General features: G+C 67.3%; 26 protein-coding genes. 7 read left to right on the top strand and 19 right to left on the bottom strand.

The window, feature by feature from the left end; genetic code table 11:
- The first annotated feature begins 120 nt into the window (after nucleotides 1-120).
- The 3 genes from FG154_RS05600 to FG154_RS05590 all read left to right on the top strand — a co-directional run bounded on the left by FG154_RS05600 (nucleotide 121) and on the right by FG154_RS05590 (nucleotide 1,871).
- Nucleotides 121-1,059 carry an alpha/beta fold hydrolase gene (locus FG154_RS05600; protein ID WP_145105123.1) on the top strand — a complete coding sequence of 313 codons (939 nt, stop codon included), beginning with the start codon at nucleotides 121-123 and terminating at the stop codon, nucleotides 1,057-1,059.
- 105 nt (nucleotides 1,060-1,164) lie between these two features.
- Entirely contained in the window at nucleotides 1,165-1,368 is a 204-nt protein-coding gene (locus FG154_RS05595) for a PLD nuclease N-terminal domain-containing protein (RefSeq protein ID WP_145105120.1), read from the top strand.
- Nucleotides 1,369-1,412: 44 nt separating this feature from the next.
- The gene (locus FG154_RS05590; RefSeq protein WP_145105117.1) at nucleotides 1,413-1,871 is read left to right on the top strand and encodes a ferritin-like domain-containing protein; all 459 of its coding nucleotides are present in this window, start codon (nucleotides 1,413-1,415) and stop codon (nucleotides 1,869-1,871) included.
- A 69-nt stretch (nucleotides 1,872-1,940) separates the two neighbouring features.
- Here FG154_RS05590 and FG154_RS05585 read toward each other — a convergent pair whose 3' ends face one another.
- The 4 genes from FG154_RS05585 to FG154_RS05570 all read right to left on the bottom strand — a co-directional run bounded on the left by FG154_RS05585 (nucleotide 1,941) and on the right by FG154_RS05570 (nucleotide 4,805).
- The gene (locus FG154_RS05585) at nucleotides 1,941-2,138 is read right to left on the bottom strand and encodes a CsbD family protein (protein WP_145105114.1); all 198 of its coding nucleotides are present in this window, start codon (nucleotides 2,136-2,138) and stop codon (nucleotides 1,941-1,943) included.
- 104 nt (nucleotides 2,139-2,242) lie between these two features.
- On the bottom strand, nucleotides 2,243-4,021 hold the full coding sequence (locus FG154_RS05580; protein WP_145105111.1) for a sensor histidine kinase: 1,779 nt from the start codon (nucleotides 4,019-4,021) through the stop codon (nucleotides 2,243-2,245).
- Nucleotides 4,018-4,602: an RNA polymerase sigma factor gene (locus FG154_RS05575; protein WP_011909649.1), complete on the bottom strand. Its 585-nt coding sequence runs from the start codon at nucleotides 4,600-4,602 to the stop codon at nucleotides 4,018-4,020. The genes FG154_RS05580 and FG154_RS05575 overlap by 4 nt, the downstream gene beginning before the upstream one ends.
- Nucleotides 4,599-4,805, bottom strand: coding sequence for a NepR family anti-sigma factor (locus tag FG154_RS05570; RefSeq protein WP_145105108.1), 207 nt, complete (start codon nucleotides 4,803-4,805; stop codon nucleotides 4,599-4,601). The genes FG154_RS05575 and FG154_RS05570 overlap by 4 nt, the downstream gene beginning before the upstream one ends.
- 102 nt (nucleotides 4,806-4,907) lie before the next feature.
- Between FG154_RS05570 and phyR the strand changes: the two genes are divergently transcribed.
- Nucleotides 4,908-5,717 carry a response regulator PhyR gene (gene phyR, locus FG154_RS05565; RefSeq protein ID WP_145105106.1) on the top strand — a complete coding sequence of 270 codons (810 nt, stop codon included), beginning with the start codon at nucleotides 4,908-4,910 and terminating at the stop codon, nucleotides 5,715-5,717.
- A gap of 15 nt (nucleotides 5,718-5,732) precedes the next feature.
- On the opposite strand, the gene FG154_RS05560 is transcribed toward phyR, so the two are convergent.
- Complete coding sequence (locus FG154_RS05560) at nucleotides 5,733-6,104, bottom strand: hypothetical protein (RefSeq protein ID WP_246100141.1); 372 nt, start codon at nucleotides 6,102-6,104, stop codon at nucleotides 5,733-5,735.
- A gap of 63 nt (nucleotides 6,105-6,167) precedes the next feature.
- Here FG154_RS05560 and FG154_RS05555 point away from each other — a divergent pair, with 63 nt between their 5' ends.
- A complete protein-coding gene (locus FG154_RS05555; protein WP_145105103.1) occupies nucleotides 6,168-6,917 on the top strand; it encodes a Crp/Fnr family transcriptional regulator in 750 nt (249 codons plus the stop codon).
- Nucleotides 6,918-7,010: 93 nt separating this feature from the next.
- Complete coding sequence (locus FG154_RS05550) at nucleotides 7,011-7,505, top strand: hypothetical protein (protein ID WP_145105100.1); 495 nt, start codon at nucleotides 7,011-7,013, stop codon at nucleotides 7,503-7,505.
- Nucleotides 7,506-7,781: 276 nt separating this feature from the next.
- Here the strand turns inward: FG154_RS05550 and FG154_RS05545 are convergent, their stop codons facing one another.
- The 9 genes from FG154_RS05545 to FG154_RS05505 all read right to left on the bottom strand — a co-directional run bounded on the left by FG154_RS05545 (nucleotide 7,782) and on the right by FG154_RS05505 (nucleotide 16,530).
- Complete coding sequence (locus tag FG154_RS05545; protein WP_145105097.1) at nucleotides 7,782-9,038, bottom strand: AGE family epimerase/isomerase; 1,257 nt, start codon at nucleotides 9,036-9,038, stop codon at nucleotides 7,782-7,784.
- A gap of 43 nt (nucleotides 9,039-9,081) precedes the next feature.
- A complete protein-coding gene (gene gph / locus FG154_RS05540) occupies nucleotides 9,082-9,738 on the bottom strand; it encodes a phosphoglycolate phosphatase (RefSeq protein ID WP_145105094.1) in 657 nt (218 codons plus the stop codon).
- Nucleotides 9,738-10,430, bottom strand: coding sequence for an HAD family hydrolase (locus tag FG154_RS05535; protein ID WP_145105091.1), 693 nt, complete (start codon nucleotides 10,428-10,430; stop codon nucleotides 9,738-9,740). The genes gph and FG154_RS05535 overlap by 1 nt, the downstream gene beginning before the upstream one ends.
- On the bottom strand, nucleotides 10,427-11,356 hold the full coding sequence (cbbX, locus tag FG154_RS05530) for a CbbX protein (protein WP_145105088.1): 930 nt from the start codon (nucleotides 11,354-11,356) through the stop codon (nucleotides 10,427-10,429). Before cbbX ends, FG154_RS05535 begins: the two co-directional genes overlap by 4 nt.
- Before the next feature lie 178 nt (nucleotides 11,357-11,534).
- Nucleotides 11,535-11,924 (bottom strand): ribulose bisphosphate carboxylase small subunit, encoded by a 390-nt coding sequence (locus FG154_RS05525; RefSeq protein ID WP_145105085.1) that lies wholly within the window; start codon nucleotides 11,922-11,924, stop codon nucleotides 11,535-11,537.
- A gap of 11 nt (nucleotides 11,925-11,935) precedes the next feature.
- Nucleotides 11,936-13,396, bottom strand: a complete 1,461-nt coding sequence (locus tag FG154_RS05520; RefSeq protein ID WP_145105082.1) for a form I ribulose bisphosphate carboxylase large subunit — start codon at nucleotides 13,394-13,396, stop codon at nucleotides 11,936-11,938.
- Nucleotides 13,397-13,410: 14 nt separating this feature from the next.
- Nucleotides 13,411-14,490: a class II fructose-bisphosphate aldolase gene (gene fba / locus FG154_RS05515; protein WP_145105079.1), complete on the bottom strand. Its 1,080-nt coding sequence runs from the start codon at nucleotides 14,488-14,490 to the stop codon at nucleotides 13,411-13,413.
- Nucleotides 14,491-14,643: 153 nt separating this feature from the next.
- A complete protein-coding gene (locus FG154_RS05510; RefSeq protein WP_145105075.1) occupies nucleotides 14,644-15,516 on the bottom strand; it encodes a phosphoribulokinase in 873 nt (290 codons plus the stop codon).
- 6 nt (nucleotides 15,517-15,522) lie between these two features.
- Nucleotides 15,523-16,530: a class 1 fructose-bisphosphatase gene (locus FG154_RS05505; protein ID WP_186312291.1), complete on the bottom strand. Its 1,008-nt coding sequence runs from the start codon at nucleotides 16,528-16,530 to the stop codon at nucleotides 15,523-15,525.
- An 85-nt stretch (nucleotides 16,531-16,615) separates the two neighbouring features.
- Here FG154_RS05505 and cbbR point away from each other — a divergent pair, with 85 nt between their 5' ends.
- Nucleotides 16,616-17,554: a LysR family regulator CbbR gene (gene cbbR / locus FG154_RS05500; RefSeq protein WP_145105069.1), complete on the top strand. Its 939-nt coding sequence runs from the start codon at nucleotides 16,616-16,618 to the stop codon at nucleotides 17,552-17,554.
- 7 nt (nucleotides 17,555-17,561) lie between these two features.
- On the opposite strand, the gene FG154_RS05495 is transcribed toward cbbR, so the two are convergent.
- Genes FG154_RS05495 through FG154_RS05475 form a run of 5 tightly spaced genes read right to left on the bottom strand, consistent with a single transcriptional unit; the run spans nucleotide 17,562 to nucleotide 22,047 of the window.
- Nucleotides 17,562-18,257 carry an ABC transporter ATP-binding protein gene (locus tag FG154_RS05495; RefSeq protein WP_145105066.1) on the bottom strand — a complete coding sequence of 232 codons (696 nt, stop codon included), beginning with the start codon at nucleotides 18,255-18,257 and terminating at the stop codon, nucleotides 17,562-17,564.
- Nucleotide 18,258: 1 nt separating this feature from the next.
- Entirely contained in the window at nucleotides 18,259-18,960 is a 702-nt protein-coding gene (locus tag FG154_RS05490; protein WP_145105063.1) for an ABC transporter ATP-binding protein, read from the bottom strand.
- A complete protein-coding gene (locus FG154_RS05485; protein WP_145105060.1) occupies nucleotides 18,957-19,889 on the bottom strand; it encodes a branched-chain amino acid ABC transporter permease in 933 nt (310 codons plus the stop codon). The genes FG154_RS05490 and FG154_RS05485 overlap by 4 nt, the downstream gene beginning before the upstream one ends.
- The gene (locus FG154_RS05480) at nucleotides 19,886-20,764 is read right to left on the bottom strand and encodes a branched-chain amino acid ABC transporter permease (protein WP_145105057.1); all 879 of its coding nucleotides are present in this window, start codon (nucleotides 20,762-20,764) and stop codon (nucleotides 19,886-19,888) included. The genes FG154_RS05485 and FG154_RS05480 overlap by 4 nt, the downstream gene beginning before the upstream one ends.
- A 2-nt stretch (nucleotides 20,765-20,766) precedes the next feature.
- Complete coding sequence (locus FG154_RS05475) at nucleotides 20,767-22,047, bottom strand: ABC transporter substrate-binding protein (protein WP_145105050.1); 1,281 nt, start codon at nucleotides 22,045-22,047, stop codon at nucleotides 20,767-20,769.
- Nucleotides 22,048-22,120 lie beyond the last annotated feature (73 nt).

Raw genomic sequence — 22,120 nt, 5'->3', positions numbered from 1 at the left:
GCGACGCCATGAGGCATTGACGGAACGGTTTTGCGCTCTATCTGCCCGAATCACGAGTGAAGCGATTCTCCGACGCTTGCGGCAACGGGGAAGGGGCTGTCGAGTTCCGAGCGGTGGTGCATGTCCAGGATCCGTCATATCCGCCTGATCTTCGTGTTCAACCTCATGATCGCGGTCATGCTGGGGACGGGGTTGGCGCTCTGGACGCCGGATCTGCCGCGGGCCGAACTCGAGCAGCGGTATCTCGCCAATCCCGCCGATCTTGTGGAGGTCGAGGGCACCACGCTGCACATGCGCGACCGCGGACCGCGGGACGCGCCGGCCGTGATCCTGATCCATGGCTTCGGCTCCAGCCTGCACACCTGGAGCGCCTGGCAGGAGCGCATGGCCGGCAGCCGGCGCGTGATCAGCTTCGACCTGCCCGGCTTCGGCCTCTCTCCGCCCGATGCGACCGGGGATTATTCCGATGCCCGCGTGTCGCAGATCGTGCTCGGCATCATGGACCGGCTGGGCCTCGAGCAGGCGGATCTCATCGGCAATTCCATCGGTGGCCGGATCGCCTTCACCTTTGCGGCGGCCCATCCCGAGCGGGTGCGCAAGCTCGTCCTCGTGTCGCCCGACGGCTACGAAAGCCCCGGCTTTACCTACGGTCAGGCGCCCGAGGTGCCGATGCTGGCGCAGGCGGTGCGTTTCTGGCTGCCAAAACCGCTGCTGCGCCTCTCGCTGGGCATGGCCTATGCCGATCCGACCGTGATGTCCGATCAGATCGTCAGCCGCTACCACGACCTGATCCGGGCGCCCGGCGTGCGCGAGGCCCTGTTCGACCGGATGCGCCAGACGGTGCTGGTGCCGCCCGAGACGCTGCTGGCCGATGTCCGCGCGCCGACCCTGCTGCTTTGGGGGGAGGAGGACGCGGTGATCCCTGCGGCAAATGCCGGATCCTACGCCCGGGCCCTGCGCGATGCGCAGACGGTCCTTCTGCCCCGCATGGGCCATGTTCCGCAGGAAGAGGGACCGGCCCGGTCGCTCGCCCCCGTCGAAGCCTTCCTCGCCACCTGAGCGCCGCCTGACGGTCCTCCTGCCCGGCGCGAGCGGCGTCGGAGGAACCTCGCCGTCGGCGGGGCGTTGGCCGGGGAAGGTATCCCGCACAGGAGGACGGCGCAGATGGAGATGAATATGTTCCAACTTCGGGGCTTCGGGGGCCTGATCATCCTTGCGCTCGATCTGTGGGCCTTGGTATCCATTCTCGGCTCCTCCGCTTCGACGGGGCGGAAGGTGCTCTGGGCGCTGATCGTCATCCTGCTTCCCGTGGTCGGCTTCATTCTCTGGCTGATCCTCGGTCCGCGCTCGGCGTCGCGGGGGATCTGATCGGACCCGGATCGCCTCGGGCCACCCAGATGGAGGACGAGTTGATGGCCGGGATCAGACCCTTTGCCGCGCCGGAACCTGCGGCGCTGAAGGCGCTCGAGACGTTGCACCTGCGGTGCGTCGATGTCCTTGCCGGCTTCGAGACCATGGTGGGGCGGGCCGAGCCCGAGTTCCGCGCCACGGCCGAGCGGTTCCGCGACCTTCACCGCGCGCAGGCGCAGGAGCTTGCGGAAATGATCGCCCGCTTCGGCCGCGAGCCCGAGATCGACGGCAGCCTCATGTCCACGGTGAACCGGGCGGTCGTGTCGCTGCGGTCGCTCATCAACGGGATCGACGGCAGCATCCTCGACCAGATCCAGGATGGCGAGCAGCATGTGGTCGATGCCTTCGACGATGCGCTGGGCGCGGGGCAGCCCATCGACGTGACCGCCCGCCTGCGGTCCATGCGGCGCGAGCTGTGCCTCCTGCTGTTCGAGACCCAGGCGGCGGCGACGGGGCGCTGAACCCGGTTCATTCTCTGGAAAAAGCAAAAGGCCCGCCGAGGCGGGCCTTGTCGTCGTGGTGCCAGTGGTTCAGAGGCCGCGCATCCAGTCATCGACCTTGCGCTCGGCATCGGCCTTGTTGTCGCCATACTTGCGCTGGAGGAGGCCGACCATCCGCTCGCGGTCGCCTTCGACCTGATCGAGCTCGTCATCCGTCAGCTCACCCCACTTGGTGCGAGCCTGACCCTTGAATTCCTTCCAGCGACCGCTGATCTGATCCCAATTCATCTCACTTGCTCCTTGTACTGTTCCCTTATCGGGCTGCCGGAAGAACGCCTCGCGCAAGGCACGGGTTCCGCCTTGCCTCGCATCGACGGCCCGGTGCCGTGGGGTCAGGACGCGGCGGCCGCGCTGCCCTCGGCGTCCGTCTCGTTGCGGGCTTCCGCGTCGGCCAGTGGCCGGATCTCGAACCGCACCTTGAGGCTGTGGCGCGTCTCGGTCCGCTCGATGCAGACCTCGCCGCCGATCTGCTGGGCAAAGCCGGCCAGAAGCTGCGCGCCCAGCCCCGTGCCCATCGCGGCCGTCTCGGGCGAAGGGGGGGCGGTGCCCACGCTGTTCGTCACCTCGATCACCGCCATTGCGGCGTCCTCGCGCCGCAGCGACACATCAAGCCGCGGCGTCTCGCCCGGTGGAGCGCCCGCATATTTCATCACGTTGGTGAGGGCTTCGGTCAACAGGAGCGCCAGCGGCACCGCCTGATCCGGTGTCAGGCGCACATCGCCGAAATCGGTGTGGACGGCGATCCGCCGCCCCGGTCCGGTGGCGAGATTCACGACCTGCCGCACGATGTCGGACAGAAGCTCGTCGGCCCGGATGTCGGTGAGGCCGGTGGTCTGATAGAGCCCGCGGTGGATGGTGGCGAGGCTCATCACCCGATCCTGCAACCCCTTCATCAGCCCCTTGGCCTCGGGCGTGCGGGCCTGCCGCATCTGCATGTTCATGATCGAGGCGATGAGCTGGAGGTTGTTTTTCACCCGATGGTGGACCTCGCGCAGCAGGACCTCCTTCTGGTGGACCATGTCCTCGAGTTCCGCCTCGTCATGCAGAATCGTGTCCGTCATGCGGGCGAAGGACTCGGCAAGCTGCCGGATCTCTTGCGGCGCGTCGGCGTAGTCCTGCGGATCGACGACCCGGCTGCCCTTGGCAAAGTCGAGGATCGCCTTGCGCAGGTGCCGGATCGGCCGGACGATCATCCTCTCGGCCGCGAGCCATGTCACCAGCAGGCAGGCCAGCCACATCAGTGAGGGCAGGGCGAAGGACGGCAGGGCGCGGATCCAGAGCCCGGCCTCGCCCCCCGCGGGCCACGAGCCGAGGGCATAGAGCCGTTCGGGGATGATGGGAACGATCGAATAGACCCGCTCCCCGCCGTCTTCCGTGGGCGCGGTAAAGGCGATGCTGCGCGACTCCCCGGCGAGCGCGGCCAGTGCGCGGTCGCGCGGCAACAGGTGGCGGCCGGACTCCAGGCCTGCCGACGAGGTGAGGATCTGGCCGGCGCCGTTGAAGGTCACAAGGACCGGAGGGACCTGCCCCGAGGAGACGTTCGGCTGTCCGATCAGCGCGCTGTGCGCCAGCGAGATCGCCAGAATACCCAGTTGCCGCCCGCTCGAGTCCGTCACCGGATTGCTCGCGATCACCACCGACTTGCCCGAGAGCCGCCCGTGCGGGTTCACCTGAAGCAAAGGTTCGCCGGCCTGAAGGGCGAGCGCCGCGGCCTCGGAGTCCGACATGTCCCGTTCCTCACCGAAGGAAGAACAGGTCATCCTCAGGTCATTGCCGATGAAACCGATGACCTCGTAGATCTGCGACGCCTCGCGCACCTCCTGCAGCGCGTTGCTGCAGGCGTCGCCCGTGGCCAGAAGCGGCCGCACCACCTGGGCCAGGGCCGCCGCTGCGCCCTGCGCCTTCTGGATCAGGCGGACCTCATGCTCGGCCGCGCGCATCGTCTCGCCCGTCAGAGCGGCTTCGGACCGGGCCTCGGCCTCGCGCAGCACGGCATGGGACTGCACCACGGAAATCGCACCCAGCGGAAGCAGCGCCAGCGCGAGCAGGAAGGCCATGCGCGACCCGATCCTGTCCGCGTAGCGGCGCTGCAACCCGGAGAGGGATGTCATGCAGCCGTCATCCCCGACCGGGACATGACAGCCATCGTCTGCCCATCCACGCCGGAGAAGATCTCCTCGCCCTTCTCGAGGCCCAGAAGCTCGGCCAGACGGGCCCGCGCGCGGTTGGCGCGGCTCTTCACGGTGCCGACCGCCACGCCCATCATGGCCGCCGCATCCTCATAGGCAAAGCCGGAGGCCCCCACGAGGATCAGCACCTCGCGGTGTTCGGGCGACAGCTGGTCGAAGGCCGCGCTGAAGTCCGAGAAGGCCAGATGGCCGTCATGGGCGGGCTTCACATAAAGCGTCGCCGCATGAATGCCTTCGGGGTCGGGTACCTCGCGGCGGTGCTTGCGCTTGTCCGAATAGAAGGTGTTGCGGAGAATGGTGAAGAGCCACGCCCGCAGGTTCGTTCCTTCGGTGAACTTGTCGAAGTTCGTCCAGGCCTTCACGATCGTGTCCTGCACGAGGTCGTCGGCGACGGCCACGTTGCGGGTAAGGCTGATGGCGAAGGCGCGCAGCGCCGGGAGGTGTTCGGGCAATTCTTCCCGCGGATCACGACGCTCGGGCGGCGAAGTCTGCGTGCTGGTCATATCCCTGGCCCCTTCTGCCGCAGTTGGTCGAGCAATTGCGCAAAACGGTCCGGGATTTCCTGCACCAGGGCCTCCTCGTAAACGCGCCTGAGGTTCTCGTCGATCTGTCGTTGCAGCTCCTTCCGGTTGCCTTCTTTCGTCTTGCCCCGTCCCTTGACTGCCGCCTCGGCAGGCGATGCCTTGGGTTCCGTAGATTGCGTCATGGAAACTGCCACGCCCTTTACAAAAGTTGATAGAATCCCCGGAACCGAACGCTACGACCCGCGTTCGGTTCCCAAGAATGTTGCAGACAGGGGACCTTGTATATGACCTCCGACACGACGCCCGACCTCGCAAGTGTGATCGGGAGCAACCTGCCGTATCTGCGTCGCTACGCGCGGGCGCTGACCGGCAGCCAAGAGACCGGCGACCGGTATGCCGCCGCGACGCTCGAGGCCATTCTGGAGGATACGCATATCTTCGAGGCGACCGAAAGCCCCAAGGTGGCGCTTTTCCATGCGTTCCACCTGGTCTGGGCCAGCGCGGGCGCGCCCCTGGGCGAGCCGGACACGCGCCTGTCCCAGCGGGCGCAGGACCATATGGCCCGCCTCACGCCCAACACGCGCGAGGCACTCCTGCTGCACGCCATCGAGAGCTTTCACCACGACGAGATCGGCGCGATCATGCAGATCGACCCGTCCGAGGCGGCCGAGCTGATCGAGATCGCGCAGCGCGAGATGGCGAACTCCGTCGCGGGCCGCATCATGGTGATCGAGGATGAGGCGATCATTGCCATGGACATCGTGGCCATCGTCCGCGAGATGGGCCACGGCGTGACCGGCATTGCCCGCACGCGCACCGAGGCGGTGGCGCTGGCGGCCAAGGAGCGGCCGGACCTGATCCTTGCCGACATCCAGCTTGCGGACAACTCCTCGGGCATCGATGCGGTGAACGACATCCTCAAGCAGTTCGAGGACATTCCGGTCATCTTCGTGACCGCCTTCCCCGAACGTCTGCTGACCGGCAAGAGGCCCGAGCCCGCGTTCCTGATCACCAAGCCCTATTCGGAGGATCAGGTGCGCTCGGCCGTCAGCCAGGCGATGTTCTTCTCGTCCACCGAGACGCTGAACGCCTGACCCGTGCCGGCGCCGTCACCCCGCAACCTGGCCCCGCCGCTCATCCGCGGCGCGGGCCAGCAGGGCGAGGACGGCATCCGAGGTGAACGGACGCGAAAGCACCCACCAGTCCCGGCTGTCGCCCGCCGCTTCCGCCTCTTCGCCAAGCAGCACCAGACGGGTGCCCTGCTCGAGCAGCGCCCGGATCACCGGATGGGCGAGTGCCTTGTCCGGTGCCAGACCCACGAAGGCCACGCAGATCCGGCAATCGGGCGCGAGGTCTTCGGGGCGGCGCCCCAAAATCACCTCTGCCGTCGGGTCATGGTCAAGGATGGTCTGCGCAAGGTCCTGGGCGATGACAACATGCTTGAGGGCTATGAAATAACGGGCGCGCATCGGTTCAAACATTCATGAAGCTACAGACAAGGCACGCTATGCGCCCATTTCACCGCCCCTGCATTAAACTATGACATGTTGACGCCCGCTATAGCCCCCGGTGCGACTCCCTGTCGGAACTGCCCGCTGCGGCGCAAGCCGCTGTTCCTGCCCTTTTCCGATCGCGAACTGTCCTTCATGGAAGCGTTCAAGGTGGGCGAGCTTGTCGTGGGCCCGAACGTCATGCTGCTCGAGGAGGGGCAGGGCAGCGCCCACCTCTTCACCGTGCTGAGGGGGCTTGGCATCCGCTCGACCATGCTCGAGAACGGGCGGCGGCAGGTGATCAACTTCCTTTTTCCCGGAGATTTCGTGGGGCTGCAGGCAGGATTGGCGGGGGAAATGCGCCACTCGGTCGAGAGCACCACGCCGATGGTGCTCTGCGTCTTCAACCGCGCGGATCTCTGGACGCTGTTCCGCGAAGAGCCGGAACGCGCCTATGACCTGACCTGGATCGCGGCGGTCGAAGAGCACTTCCTCGGCGAGACCATCGCCTCGCTCGGGCAGCGGGACGCCACCGAGCGGCTTGGCTGGGCGCTGCTGCGGATTCACGAGCGCCTTACGGCGGTCGGTCTCTCCGAAGACGGCCGAGTGCCGATGCCCTGGCGGCAGCAGGACCTGGCGGACGCGCTGGGCCTGTCGCTCGTCCATACCAACAAGACCATCCGGCGCCTGCGCGAGATCGGCCTCGCGCACTGGAGCGCGGGCATGCTGTCGATCGACCGCGAGCGGCTTGCCGCCCTGGCCCTGACCGACCCGGATCGCCCGCGGCGACGGCCCCTGATCTGACGGCCGGAACCCGGAGGGAGGTTTTGCGTTGCTTGTCCACAGGATGGGCAACCGTTCCGCCCGAGTCCAAACTCAAGTTCGGAGATTCATTCTATGTATGGGAAGACCTTCGCGGCCGCCCTTCTGGGTGCGGCCCTGACTCTGCCTGCGCTGGCTTCGGCCGACGAACCCACGATCAAGTCGATCGATGTCGAGACCTCGCTGAGCGACCTGAGCAACGCCGAGGCCGCGGCCTACTGGAACTCGCTCGACACCGATCTCGAGACGGCGATCGCGGCCCTGCTCGTCGGCCGCCTGGCTGACGAGGGCATGGACATCAAGATCGACATGAACGAGGTGGCGCTCGCCAACTTCTTCGAGGCGGCGGTCGGAGCGGCCGAAAGCACCATGTCGGGCACGGTGAACGTGATCGACCTGAACAACAACACCAATTTCAAGACCTTCGACCTGACGGTGACGATGGCGCAGGCCGCGCCGATGCTGCCGCCGGGCGCCGATATCACCATCATCGCGCCGACCAGCGATGAGGTCTATTCGGCGATGGTCGCCACCTACGCGGCCGCCGTGGTGGATCGTATCGACAACTGATCCGGCTTTCCCGTCTTGACGGTCAGGGGCGGCACGTCGGTGCCGCCCCTGTTTCTTGAGTGGCGGGCACCCGCCAGCGAGAGGGTGGCGGCACTGCCAAACCTGTGGGTGAAAACGAGTTGCGCCGCCAGCAGGGGAGGGAAAACCCTGATGGCGGCGCTTGGCCCGTGGCAATTCAGGGCAAGGCGTCGGGGAAAAGCGCCAGCCACGGGATTGCCGGTTCAACCTCCGGCAGAGGTGGAAGTTCCACATCTTCAGAAAAAATCTTTCTGATCTTCAACCCCGCGCCGGATCGGCGAGAGAAAGCGCCCGCAAGCCCCGCAAGACGCCCGCCGACGGCGGAACCAGCGGGATCAGGCAGGCCTGAACCGCGTGATAGAGGTCGGGCTTGCCGCGAAACACCCGTTCCACCGGATGCAGCGCAGGATCAAGCTCGGCGAACCAGCCGCCGTGCGCGCGATCGAGGAAATGCGCCGCGACAAAGTCCCAGATCCTGCGATACCAGCCCTCGAACCGCTCGTCGCCGCCCGATTGGCGCAGCGCATGCGCCGCGCCGATGCCTTCCGCGCAGGGCCACCAGTAGCGGTCCTCGCGGTCGGGGCGGTCGCTCCAGTGCAGCGTGTAGTAGAAGCCGCCGTGGCGATAGTCCCAGCCGATGCGGGTCGTGTGCAGGAACAACGCCTCGGCCGCCTCCTGCAACCAGCCGTTGCGCCGCCCCCCGAGGTGCCAGAGTTGCACGAGCAGCCGGCTCCACTCCAGGGCATGACCCGGCGTGGTCCCGGCCGGGCGAAACATCGGATCGCCCGTGTAATCGCGGTTCACCTGCCAGCGGTCGTCGAAATGCTCGGGCACCCGCCATCCTTCGGCGCGCGCGTGGCGATCGATGAGAAGGAGCGCGATGCTCTCGGCCATCCGCAGCCACTCGGTCTCGCCGGTCGCCTCGAAGGCGGCCATCAGCGCCTCGGTCAGATGCATGTTCGAGTTCTGCCCCCGGTAGGGGCCGAGCGAATGCCAGTCCTCGGTGAATTCCTCGCGCGAGGCACCGGCGGAGGCGTCCCAGAACCGGGTGCGGATCACCTCGGCCACGTCCGACAGCAGCCGGTCCGCGTCCGCGTGCCCCGCCATTCGGGCCGATGAGGCCGCCAGCAGCACGAAGGCATGGCCATAGGCCTGCTTGGTGGCGTTGATCGGCCCCTCCGGCCCAAAGCTCCAGACATAGCCGCCGTGGCGGGCATCGCGGTGGCGGGTCCAGAGCGTCTCCATCCCGTGATCGATCATTCTCCCGGCCCCCGGCAGGCCCAGCTCCTGCGCGAGGGCGTAGCAATGGACCATGCGGGTCGTGTCATGGATCTGGCGCAGCGCACCCGCGGGCCCCTCCAGCGGCTGCCATTGCCGGTCGAGCGGCCGGAAGCCGCCCGCAGGATCAAGGGAGGGCAGGAAAAGATCGAAGAGCTGCCGCGCCTGATCCAGCAGCCACAGCCGATGCGCCGGCCGCTCCACCCAGTCCGGTCCGCCGTTGGCGATCGCGACCATCCCTGCCTCCCTCTTTACGGGCAGGATAGCCGTCCGCGCCCGGTCAGGCCAGAAGATGCCTCAAGAGGTCCGGCAGCTCGTCATGGTGGCTGAACAGGCCGTGATGCGGAAGGTCATGCACGGGCGCGTGCCGATAGCCCCCGGTGAACAGCGCAAAGCGCAGCCCGGCGGCCTCGGCGGTCGCCGCATCCACCTCGCTGTCGCCGACATAGAGCACGACCTCTTCCGTCAGCGCCGCCGCCGCGGCCCGCAGCGGTGCGGGATCCGGCTTGCGCTGGGGCAGGCAATCCCCGCCCACAATGGCGTCGAAGAGGTCGAGGATGCCGAAGTTCGAGAGGATCTGGCGCGAGGCCGCATAGGGCTTGTTGGTGCAGAGCGCGATGCGCCAGCCGTCGGCGCGGAGATGCCTCAGCGCGGCTTCGGCCCCCGGGTAGACGCTGGTCAGGGCGGTCGGATCCGCTTCGTAATGTTTCATGAAGCGATCCTGCATCTCGGCATGGCGATGCCCGTCGGGCGTCTCGCCGCGCGCGGCCAGCACCCGCTTGATCAGGACCGGCACCCCGTTGCCGATGAAACCGGTGATCTCGGCCAGCGAAAAGGGCTCCGCGCCCTCTTCGGCCAGAGCCCGGTTGACAGCCGCATGAATGTCGGGCGCGGAATGGACGAGCGTCCCGTCCAGATCGAAGACCACACCCGGCATCAGGCCACCGGCGCCAGAAGGTCGAGCCCGGCCAGCCCGCCAAGCTCGGACAGGCAGCCGACAAGCCGATCCGCCCCGGCAAATTCCTCGTGCCGCGTGTAAAACCCCGGCGAGACGATGCAGCGCAGCCCGGCACCCTTGGCCGCGCGCAGCCCGTTCAGCGAATCCTCGATGGCCACGGCCAGGTCCGGCGCCATCCCCAGCTCGCGCAGCGCCAGATGATAGACATCGGGGGCCGGCTTCTTCTCGGCCACCATGTCGCCCGCGGCGATGACGTCAAACACCTCGGTGGCCGCCGTGCCGAAACAGGCCCGGCACAGCGCCTCGACGTTGGGCAGGCTGGTCGTCGTCGCCACCGCAAGCCGGACACCCGCCCCCTTCGCCTCGGCAATGAGATCGGCAATGCCGGGGCGGAGCGCGATCTCGCCCTCGGCCATCAGCGCCACGAACCGCTCGGTCTTGGCCTTGTGGATGTCGGCGATCGGCAGCGGAGCGGGGTCTCCCTTCTGCTGGCGCAGGAAGCGCGCGATCCGCTCCTTGCCGCCCGTGGTGGTCAGCAGCTCGCGGTAGTCGTCGCGGTCCCAGAACCAGTCCACCCCGATCGCGGCGAAGGTTTCGTTGAACGCCCGGCGGTGCAGCTCCTCCGTCTCCGCGAGCGTTCCGTCCACATCGAAGATGATCGCTTCGATCATTTCGCCAGCGCCTCCGCCGCCCGGCGCTCGCTGTCGAGCCCGCCCCTGAAGACACGGCTCGCCCGGATGTCCGCTTCCTCGATGGTCGAGAGCGCCCGGGCGTCGAGCGGCCCCGAGGCATGGGTGAAGAGACGGTTGGCCTGCCGGAGCCGCGCGCGGTCGAGGGCGTTGCGGATCGAGCGCGCGTTGGCGAAATGCGGCTGCGCGCGCCGCAGGCCGATATAGTCCCGCAGCGCCGCCTCGGCGCCGGCCGTCATGTGATAACTCTGGTCGTCCAGCATGTGTCCTGCGATCTCGAACAGTTCGTCGTCGGTGTAGTCGGGGAACTCGATGTGGTGCGCGATGCGCGAGCGAAAGCCGGGGTTGGACTGGAAGAAATTCTCCATCCGGTCCGCATAGCCGGCCAGGATCACCACGAGGTCGTCGCGGTTGTTCTCCATCACCTGCAGCAGGATCTCGATGGCCTCCTGGCCGTAGTCGCGCTCGTTGTCGGGGCGGTAGAGGTAATAGGCCTCGTCGATGAAGAGCACGCCCCCCATGGCGCGCTTCAGCACCTCCTTGGTCTTGGGCGCCGTATGGCCGATATACTGCCCCACCAGATCGTCACGTGTGACGCTGACGAGATGGCCCTTGCGGACATAGCCCAGCCGGTGCAGCAACCCCGCCATCTTCAGCGCGACGGTGGTCTTGCCCGTGCCCGGATTGCCGGTAAAGCTCATGTGCAGCGTCGGCGTCTCATGCGCCAGACCCAGCTTCTGCCGCGCCCGCTCGACCAGCAGCAGCGCCGCCGTCTCGCGGATCCGGTCCTTGACCGGCTTCAGCCCGATCAGTTCGCGGTCGAGCTCCTCGAGCACCTCCTTCGCGCCCGAGCCCTCATATTCGGCATGCAGGTCGATCGAGCTGGGGGCGGCTGCCGCGTCGTTCATCTCGAACTCCGGTGTTGTCGTTGCATCTGAGAGTAGCCCACGCGGGTGCGGGTCAAGCCAAGCCATTCGTCGCAGGCGGCCGCCCCTCTCTTCATTCTCGTTCAAATATCCCGCGGGGGGACCGGGGGGCGCGAAGCCCCCCGGCCTTGTCCGTCCGCCGATCCGTGGGAGGAGCGGCTCAGCGGACGATGCCGTGCGTGTAGCGGATGGACCGGCCGTCCACCTCGGTTCGGTCCATGCGGATGGTCGGCTCGACCTTCGGGCGGTTGACGATGAAGCTCATCGTCACGGTCTCGAAGCCGCGGGTGGAGTCGAAGGCGTTGATGCGGATGTAGTGGTCGGCGAAGGCCTTGCGGCATTCCTCCAGCTCCATCATCACGCCCTTGGGGTCGCGCAGGTCGAACATCGGCATCCCCCACATCTCCCAGTAGGTGTTCCGGGGATGGGGGGCGTCGGTGTATTCCAGGCTCACGGCCCAGCCGCGCGACAGGCAATATTCCACCTGCGCCGAGATCTGTTCGTCGGTCAGGTCCGGCAGGAACGAAAAGCAGCCCTGGGTGATGCGCATGTCCGCTCTCCTTACATCGAGACCGAGGCCGTCGGCACGAAGTCCGACGTGTCGGTGGAGGTGTAGTTGAAGGTGATGTTGCCCCAGACATCGAGCGCCGCTTCCAGCGGCTTGCACCATTTTGCGGCGGCGCGCAGGATCTCGGGGCCTTCCACGTCGATGTTGCGGCCCTCGTTGCGGGCCAGGACCATCGCCTCCAGCGCCACGCGGTTCGCCGTCGCGCCCGCCTGAATACCCATCGGGTGCCCGATGGTGCCGCCGCCGAACTGCAGCACCACATCATCGCCAAAGAGGCTCAGCAGCTGGTGCATCTGCCCCGCATGGATGCCGCCCGAAGCGACCGGCATCACCTTCTTCAGATCCGCCCAGTCCTGCTCGAAGAAGAGGCCGCGCTGCAGGTCCACCGTGTTGAAGGGCTCGCGGCAGACGTTGTAGTAGCCCTGAACGGTCGGCGGGTCGCCTTCCAGCTTGCCCACGGCCGTTCCGCAATGCAGGTGGTCCACCCCGGCCAGCCGCAGCCACTTGGCGATCACGCGGAAGCTGATGCCGTGGTTCTTCTGCCGGGTGTAGGTGCCGTGGCCCGCGCGGTGCATGTGCAGGATCATGTCGTTCTGCCGGCACCACTCCGAGATGGACTGGATGGCGGTATAGCCGATGATCAGGTCCACCATCACGATGACCGAGCCGAGCGACTTGGCGAACTCGGCCCGGCGGTACATCTCCTCCATCGTGCCGGCGGTGATGTTGAGGTAGTGGCCCTTGACCTCACCGGTCTGGGCCGAGGCGAGGTTCACCGCCTCCATCACATAGAGAAACCGGTCGCGCCAATGCATGAAGGGCTGCGAGTTGATGTTCTCGTCGTCCTTCATGAAGTCGAGGCCGCCCTTCAGCCCCTCGTACACCACCCGGCCATAGTTCTTGCCCGAAAGGCCGAGCTTCGGCTTCGTGGTAGCGCCCAGCAGCGGCTTGCCGAACTTGTCCAGCCGCTCACGTTCCACGATGATGCCGGTCGGCGGGCCCTTGTAGGTCTTCACATAGGCGACGGGGAAGCGCATGTCCTCGAGCCGCGCGGCCTTGAGCGGCTTGAAGCTGAAGACGTTGCCGATGATCGAAGCCGTCAGGTTGGCGATCGAGCCTTCCTCGAACAGGATCAGGTCGTAGGCGACGTAGCAGAAATACTGCCCCGGCGTGCCGGGCACGGGTTCGACCTTGTAGGCCTTGGCGCGGTAGCTGTCGCAGGCGGTCAGCCGGTCGGTCCAGACCACGGTCCAGGTCGCGGTCGAGCTTTCGCCCGCCACCGCGGCCGCGGCCTCGATCGGGTCCACCCCCTCCTGCGGCGTGATGCGGAACAGCGCCAGCACGTCGGTGTCCTTGGGCTGATAGTCCCCGTCCCAATAGCCCATCTGGGCGTATTTCAGGACGCCCGCCTTGTAGCGTTCCTTGCCCTTGATCTCGGTGTTCTTGGTGTCCATCTCACTCCCTCCCTTCATGCGGCCTTGGCGGTCTGCACCGCCGGATCGAGCGCGCCGCTCGCGTAGCGCTTCGCCATATCATCCATCGGGATGACGGTGATCTTCGAGGCATTGCCCGCCGTGCCGAACCGCTCGAAACGGTCGCGGACGAGGGTTTCCATTTCCTTCATCGCGGGGATGAGGAACTTGCGGGGGTCGAACTCCTTCGGGTTCTCCATCGCGACCTTGCGGAACTGGCCGGTCAGCGCCATGCGGCAGTCGGTGTCGATGTTGACCTTGCGGACGCCGTGGCGGATGCCACGCTCGATTTCCTCGACCGGGACGCCGTAGGTCTGGGGCATCTCGCCGCCATACCTGTTGATTAGATCCTGCAATTCCTGCGGCACCGAGGACGAGCCGTGCATCACCAGATGCGTGCCGGGCAGGCGCTTGTGGATCTCCTCGATCACCGACATGGCGAGTATCTCGCCGTCGGGCTTGCGGCTGAACTTGTAGGCGCCGTGGCTGGTGCCCATCGCGATCGCCAGCGCGTCCACCTTGGTCGCCTGCACGAAATCGACCGCCTGGTCCGGGTCGGTCAGCATCTGACTGTGGTCGAGCTTGCCTTCCGCGCCCGAGCCATCCTCGGCCTCGGCCTCGCCCTTCTCCAGCGAGCCCAGCACGCCCAGTTCGCCCTCGACCGAGGCGCCGACCCAGTGGGCGGCGTCCGTCACGCGGCGGGTGATGTCCACGTTGTAGTCGTAGGAGGCCACCGTCTTCATGTCCGCTTCCAGCGAGCCGTCCATCATCACAGAGGTGAAACCGTGCCGGATCGCCGAGAGGCAGGTCGCCTCGTTGTTGCCGTGGTCCTGATGCAGGCAGATCGGGATCTGCGGATACATCTCGGCCAGCGCCTCGACCATGTGACGCAGCATGATGTCGCCGGCATAGCTGCGCGCGCCGCGGCTGGCCTGCAGGATCACCGGCGCGTCGCAGGCCGCGGCGGCCTTCAGGATCGCCAGACCCTGCTCCATGTTGTTGATGTTGAAGGCGGGCACGCCGTAGCCGCGCTCTGCGGCATGGTCGAGCAATTGTCTGAGCGTGATCAGGGCCATGGTTTCCTCCCGGGCGTCAGGTCAGTTCAGGACGGATGAAGTCAGGTCAGGTCAGGTCGGATCGCGTCCGGCCCGAGGGTGCGGGCCGGGGAAGGTCGGTTTCGCGTCAGGTCAGGCCGCGGCGGTCCGGGGATCGGGGGCCGCGGGGCAGGGTCAGGCCACCATGCTCTCGCGCACGAGGCGCTCGATCAGCGGCGTGAGGATCAGTTGCATCGCCAGATCCAGCTTGTTGCCGGGCACCACGATGGAATTCGCCCGGCTCATCCACGAGCCGTGGATCATCGAGGTCAGGTAGGGGAAGTCGATCCCGCGCGGATTGCGGAAGCGGATCACCACCACGCTCTCGTCGGCCGTGGGGATCCACCGCGCGATGAACGGGTTCGAGGTGTCCACCACCGGCACGCGCTGGAAGTTGATGTCGGTCTGCGAGAACTGCGGCACGATGCAATGCACATAGGCGTGCATCCGGCGCAGGATCACATCCGTCACGGCCTCCGTCGTATAGCCGCGGGTGGCGCGGTCGCGGTGGATCTTCTGGATCCATTCGAGGTTGATGACCGGCACCACGCCGATCTTCAGATCGGCCAGCGCGGCGATGTTGACCTCGCTGTTGACCACCGCCCCGTGCAGCCCCTCGTAGAACAGGAGGTGGCTGTCGGGATCAAGGTCGCGCCATTCGGTGAAATTGCCCGGCGCCACGCCCGTCCGGGCCGCTTCGGCATCGTCATGCACATAGGTGCGGGTGCGGCCGCGCCCCGTACCGCCATATTCGCGGAAGACCCGCTCCAGCTCCTGCAACTCGTTGGCTTCATAGGAGAAGTGCGAGAAGGTGGCGTCGCCCGCCGCATAGCGCCGGTCCAGCTCGGCCTTCATGTCGGCGCGGTTGAAGCGGTGGAAGGCGTCGCCCTCGATCGAGACCGCCTTGACCCCTTCGCGCCGGAAGATCTGGTCGAACGTGTGCTTTACGGTCGAGGTGCCCGCGCCGGACGAGCCCGTGACCGAGATGATGGGATGTTTCTTGCTCATGGTGGTTCAGCTCCGGAACAGGCCGCGATTGCCGAAGAGGGCCGACGTCTCCTGCTCCGGCAGGTCGTGGTAGGCCGTGATGCGGGCCACCTTCTCGGCGGACCCGAAGATGAAGGGCGTGCGTGCATGAAGGCGCGTGGGCGTCTGGCCGAGGATCGGGTTCTCGCCGTCCGTGGCGCCACCGCCCGCCTGGGTGATGACGAAGGCGATCGGCGCGCATTCATAGAGGTAGCGCAGCCGGCCCTGTTCATAGCCCTTGCGGCTGTCGCGCGGGTAAAGGAACACGCCGCCCCGCGCGAGGATGCGGTGGGTCTCGGCCACCAGCGAGGCCAGCCAGCGCATGTTGAAGTTGCGCCCGCGCGGACCTTCGGTGCCGGCCACGCAATCGTCGATGTAGGCGCGGATCGGCTTCGGCCAGTGGCGGTAGTTGGAGGCGTTGATGGCGAACTCGGTCGAGGTGGGCGGCACCTTCACGGCACGATCCACCAGCACGAAGCTGCGGCTGCCGGGATCGAGGACATATTTCTGCGTTCCCTGGCCAAAGCTGACCATCAGGCAGACCTGCGGGCCGTAGATGATGTAGCCGCCCGCGATCAGATCGGACCCGGGCCGCAGGAAGCTTGCCTCGGGCGTGGCGGCGGCGGGCCAGATGGCGAAGATCGTGCCGACCGAGAGGTTGGTGTCGATGTTGGAGGAGCCGTCGAGCGGATCGATCGCCAGGGCGAGCGTGCCGGCCTCATTCAGCGTCACGGCCTTCTCCTGCTCTTCCGAGGCGTAGAACCTGACAGCCGAACCCTCGAGCGCCGCGCGGAAAGCGTCGTCGGCAATCACGTCGAGCGCCTTCTGCCCGTCGCCGTCGGTGTTGGTTCCGCAGAGGCCGGCCAGATCCTCGTCGATCCCGCCGCGGGCGATCCGGGTCGCAACCTCGATCGCGACCGAACCGAGGCGATCCATCACGTCCTGCAGATCGGCCGGTATGGCGTCGGGATGGGTGGCAAAGGGCTTCACTTGCATCTCCTCCACGGGTCGATGCGCAGCTTGCCTCAAGCCGGATTTTATGGAATTTAATAAGACTGAAGTAATCTTTCAGAAATACGAAATGGTCCGCCTCGACGCCATCACATTGAAGCAGCTTCGGGCCCTGTCTGCGGTGACGGACTGTGCCTCCCTGACGGGTGGCGCCTTGCGGCTTGGGCTGACGCCTCCGGCAATCCACAGCCAGATCAAGAACTTGGAGGAAGCCTTCGGCGTGCCTCTGCTGCACCGCCCGCCCGAGGCCGGGGCTTTCACCCCGACTCTTGCAGGAACCACCGTCCTTGAGGCGGCGCAGCGGATCGAGGTCGTTCTGTCGCAGTGCTCATACCAAGTGATGGCGGTCAGCGAGGGGCGCGCGGGTCAGGTGACGCTGGGCGTCGTCTCGACCGGGCGCTACTTCGCGCCGCGGCTGGTCAAGATGCTGAGTCTCGCCTGTCCCGAGATCCGAATCGCGCTCCGGGTGGGCAATCGCGAGCAGTTGATCGACGATCTGGCGCGGCATGTGGTGGATCTGGCCATCATGGGCCGCCCGCCTCGCCAGCCCGAGGTGGCATCCGTGGCGCTGGGCATCCATCCGCACGGCATCGTGGCCCCGCCCGACCATCCGCTCGCGGGTCTGGCCGAAGTGCCGGTCCAGGATCTGCTGGCCCAGACCTTCCTCGCCCGCGAGGAGGGGTCGGGGACGAGGCTTCTGATGTCGCGCTATCTCGACCGGCTGGGCGAGGGGCAGGTGGTGGAGCTGATCGACATGGACTCGAACGAGACCATCAAGCAGTCGGTCATCGCGGGTCTCGGGATCGCCTTCATGTCGCTGCATGTGGTGATGGACGAGCTGCGCTTCGGCCAGCTCGTGCAGCTCGCGGCGCCGGGCCTGCCGATCGAGCGTCACTGGTTCCTTGTCCATCCCGTCGATCGTCAGCTCAGCCCGGCGGCGCAGAGGTTGCAGGAAGAGATCGCACGACTGAAGGGCACCTACCTGCCTGGGGCGCCGGTGCAGCCCTGAGGGCTCTTCAGACCCCGACATAACGGGCGAACTGCGGCGCGGCGGCCGTGAGATCGGCGGCGGGCAGGGTCTCTGCCACCCGCCCGGTCTCGACGAACGCCACCCGGTCGGCGAGTTCGAGGACCGCCTCGATCCGCTGTTCGACCAGCACCACCGCCACGCCCATGCCGCGCAGCGTCCGCACCGTGTCGCGGATCAGCGCGATCATCGAGGGCTGAAGCCCTTCGGTCGGCTCGTCGAGCAGCATCACCTTGGGCTCGAGGCAGAGCGCCCGCCCGATGGCCAGCATCTGCTGCTCGCCGCCCGAGAGGGTCGAGGCGGTCTGCCCCAGACGCTCGCGCAGGCGCGGGAAGAGGTCGAGCACCCGCTCGCGCACCCGCGGGCCGCGGCCGCGGGTCATCAGGCCGATCTCGAGGTTCTCGGCCACCGTCAGCGGGCCGAAGAGGCGGCGGCCCTGCGGAACATAGCCGATCCCGAGTTGCGGGATGCGATGCGCCGCCAGCCCGTCGAGCCGCTGCCCGTCGAGGGCGATGCGGCCCCCGGTCAGAGGGATCTGCCCCATGATCGCGCGCAGCATGGTGGTCTTGCCCGCGCCATTCCGGCCCATCACGCAGGTCACCTCGCCCGCCTGTGCCGCGAACGAGAGGCCGCGCAGCACCTGCACCCGGCCGTAGCCCGCATCCACGCCTTCGAGGGTCAGCATCTCAGCCTCCGAGATAGGCGGCCTGCACCGCGCGATCGGCCCGGATCTCGGCGGGCGTGCCCTGCGCCAGAACCCCGCCGTTGTTCAGCACCGTGATGCGCTGGGCGAGGTCCATCACCACCTCCATGTTGTGCTCGATCAGAAGCACCGTGACCTTGGGCACAAGACCTCGCACCAAGGCCTTGAACCCTTCGATCTCGCCCGCCGCGAGGCCCTGCGTCGGCTCGTCGAGGATCAGCAGGCGCGGCTCGAGCGCAAGGCCCATCGCGATCTCCAGGAGGCGCTGATGCCCGTAAGAGAGGGCGCCCGCCATCCAGTCCGCCTCGGCCTCGAGCCCCACCCGCGCCAGCGCGGCCCGCGTCGCGGCGGCCAGATCACGGGCGCCCGCGCGTTGCACGGCCAGAGCCACATTGTCGAAGGTCGTGAGGCGGGGATAGACCGAGGTGATCTGAAAGGCATAGGCGATGCCGCAGCGCACCCGCGCGTGGGCGGGCAGGCGCGTGATGTCGCGCCCGTCGAAGCGGATCGTGCCCTCCTGCGCCGGGACGCGGCCGGAAAGGAGCCCCACCAGCGTGGACTTGCCCGCACCGTTCGGCCCGATCAACGCGTGGATCTCACCGGATGCGAGGTCGAAATCCACCCCGTCGATCGCGCGAAGGCCACCGAAATGGCGCACGAGGCCACGGGCCTCGAGGAGGCTCATGGCAATCTCCGCAAGGCATGGTCACGCACGAGGCCCAGCAGGCCGCGCGGGGCAAAGAGGACAAGCAGGATCAGCACCGCGCCCACCACGAACTGCGAGGCCGTGGTGACGGATGAGGCCCAGTCGATCAGGTAGAACATGAGCGCCGTGCCCAGAAGCGGGCCCAGAACGGTGCCCGCGCCCCCGAGCAGCACCCAGATCAGCGGCAGGATCGAATACTGGATCGAGGCGAACGAGCCGCCGACATAGCCGAACATCAGCCCGTAGGTGGCCCCTGCCGCCCCGGCGACAAGGCCCGAGAGCGCGAGGGCGAAGAGCTTCGCGCGGAAGGTGTCAAAGCCCAGCATCCGCGTCCGCTCCTCGTTCTCGCGCACCGCGACCAGCACCCGGCCCGTGCGCGAGCGCGCCAGCGCGAGGCAGCCGAGCATCGCGGTCCCGAACAGCAGGAAGGCCGCGGCATAGCGCGTCGCAGGGTCGGCGAGGTCGAAGGCCCCGATCCGCCGCGCGGCGCCTGACAGCGTGAAACCCTCGTCGCCGCCGGTGAAGCGCCCCCAGTAGAGGATGGCCAGGTGGAACGCCTGCGCGAACATGAGCGTGACGATCATGAAGGCGGGCCCCGCCGTCCTCAGCGCGAGCAGCCCCACGGCTGCGGCCAGCGCGCCCCCCGCAAGGGGCCCCGCCACCAGCGCCATCCAGGGCTGCCAGCCGCCCTGGTCGATCAGAAGCCCCGTCGCATACATGCCCCCCGCAAAGAAGAGCGCGTGGCCCAGCGACAGGAGGCCCGTGTAGCCGAAGGCGATGTTGAACCCGATCGCGTAGGTCGCGAGCACCATGATCCGCGCCGCGTTGGTGTGATGGTAGGCCGGCAGCACGAACTGGAGCGCGAAAAGCCCTGCGAGCACGGCCAGATGAAGGGCGATCATCCTCATGCGCGCGCTCCGAACAGGCCCTGCGGGCGGAAGACCAGCACCAGCGCCACGAGAAGCGTGGCGAGGATCTTGGCCAGCGTCGGCTCGAAGAAGGTCGAGATCACCCCGTCGGACACGCCGATCAGCAGCGCCGCGACCAGCGTGCCCCGAAGCGAGCCGAGGCCCCCGATCACCACGACGATGAAGGACAGCAGCAGCGGGTCGCCTCCCATCAGGTAATGGGCCTGCTGGATCGGCACGATCAGCACGGCCGCGATGGCCGCAAGGCCCGCGCCGAGCGCGAAGGTGGCCGCATAGACACGATCCACGTCGATGCCGAAGGCCGTGGCCGTTTCGCGGTCCACCTGCGTCGCCCGCATCACAAGGCCGATCCGGCTCCGTGACAGGAGAAGCCACAGGCCCGCCAGAACCGCGCCCGCCGCCCCGATCACGAAAAGCTTGTAGCCCGACCAGCCGAACCACGGCAGCTGCATCCGCGCCTCGAACGGCGGCGGAACAGGCCGCGCCTCGGGGCCATAGAGGCTGAGCGCCGCCTGTTGCAGGATGTAGAGAAGCCCGATGGTCGCGATGATCGTGGCCTCGGGCTCGTAGGCGAGACGCTTCAGCACCAGCCGGTCGGCCAGCGCCGCAAGCCCCGCCACCAGAAGCGGACAGGCCACCAGCGCCACGGCAAAGGCCGCGGCGGGCGGTCCCGGCACCCATTGGCTCACGAACCAGGCGGCGACCGCGCCCAGCATGAAGAACTCGCCGTGGGCCACGTTCACCACCCGCATCACGCCGAAGACGAGGCTCAGCCCTGCGGCCGTCAGCGCGAGCACCGCCGCGCCGACCAGCCCCTCCATCCCGGCGAGAAGCAGGAAGGGTCCGAACTCCATCCTCAGAAGGAGGTGGCGGTGTAGTCAACGTCGCTCGGATAGAGCCCGTCCTCGATCGAGGTCTCGTGGACCTTCACGAGCTTGCCGCCCTCGAGCTTGCTGATGAACTGGTGCCCGAACGCCTGATGCAGCTGCGCGTTGAAGACCTTGGCGCCCTGCGGCCGCTCGCGCCCCGCGGGCATGTCGGTGAAGGCCTCGACGGCCTCGACGAAGGCCTGCCGGTCCTGCGGGCCGCGCCAGCCGCAGGCCTCCATGCCCTGCTTGATGGCAAAGAGCGTTTCCCAGACCGAGAACATGTGCCCGTAGCACGAGACATTCTTCGGATCCTCGATCGCCGCGCCATTGGCATCCACGCCCACCGCGTCGCGGTAGAAGGTCTCGGCCTCGGAGGCGTCGGGCTGCAGCATCCGGCACTGGCCCTCCCAGAAGTGCGAGCCCTCGAGGAACTCGAGCCCCGGGCTTGCGATGTCCACCGCCTCGAGCGAGTCGATGAAGCCGAAGATCTCGGGCTTCGCGCCCGATCCGTAGAACTCGCCCAGCTCCTTGACGAAGGTGAGCACGGCCGGCCCCACCATGACGTGGTAGAGCACTTCGGTGTCGCGCGGGATGCGCGGGAAGTAGCGGGTGAAGCTGGTCTCGGTCGGCGGGATGGCGATCTTTGCGATGACCTCGCCGCCCTGCGCCGCCACGGCCTCGGTGAAGAAGTCGCGGTGGTCGTGGCCGAAGGCGTAGTCGGGGAAGATCATCGTGACCTTCTTGCCGAGGTTTTGCGTGACCCAGGGCGCCATCGCCGTGACCTGCGCGCGCACGTCGGTGATGCCGGGCTGCAGGGTCCAGCGGTTCAGCTTGCCCGAGGCGACATGGTAGCCCTCGGAGCAGACGAGATAGGGGATCTTCAGTTCGCCCGCGCGCGGGGCCGAGCCGATCACCACATGGCTGAAGAGCGGCCCGAAGATCAGGTCGACCTTCGCCTGCGTCGCCAGCTTCTCGACCACCTCGGCGCCGCGGCGGGGGTCGGTCGCGTCATCCTCGAACAGGATCTCGACCGGGCGGCCCGCGATGCCGCCGGCCTCGTTCACCACCTTGAGTGCGGCCAGCGCCGTCCGCTCGTACCAGCGCCCGTAGACCGCGCCGATCCCCGTGCGGTGCAGCTGGAAACCGAGCCGGATCGGCTCCGAGCTTTGCGCCTGCGCGTAGCGCGGCAGGGCTGCGGCCGTCAGCGCGGCGGCACCGCCGGCAAGCAGCGAGCGGCGGGTGGGGTGAAGGATCGTCTCGCGAGTCATGGGCGTCTCCGCGGTGGCTGAGCCTTGGGGTTGAATTGCTGCAACGCAAAACACCGCGGGCGCCGATTTTCAA

The organism is Cereibacter sediminicola (genome assembly GCF_007668225.1).
Classification (GTDB): Bacteria; Pseudomonadota; Alphaproteobacteria; order Rhodobacterales; family Rhodobacteraceae; genus Cereibacter_A; species Cereibacter_A azotoformans.
This window is presented reverse-complemented; position numbering and strand designations above follow the sequence as displayed.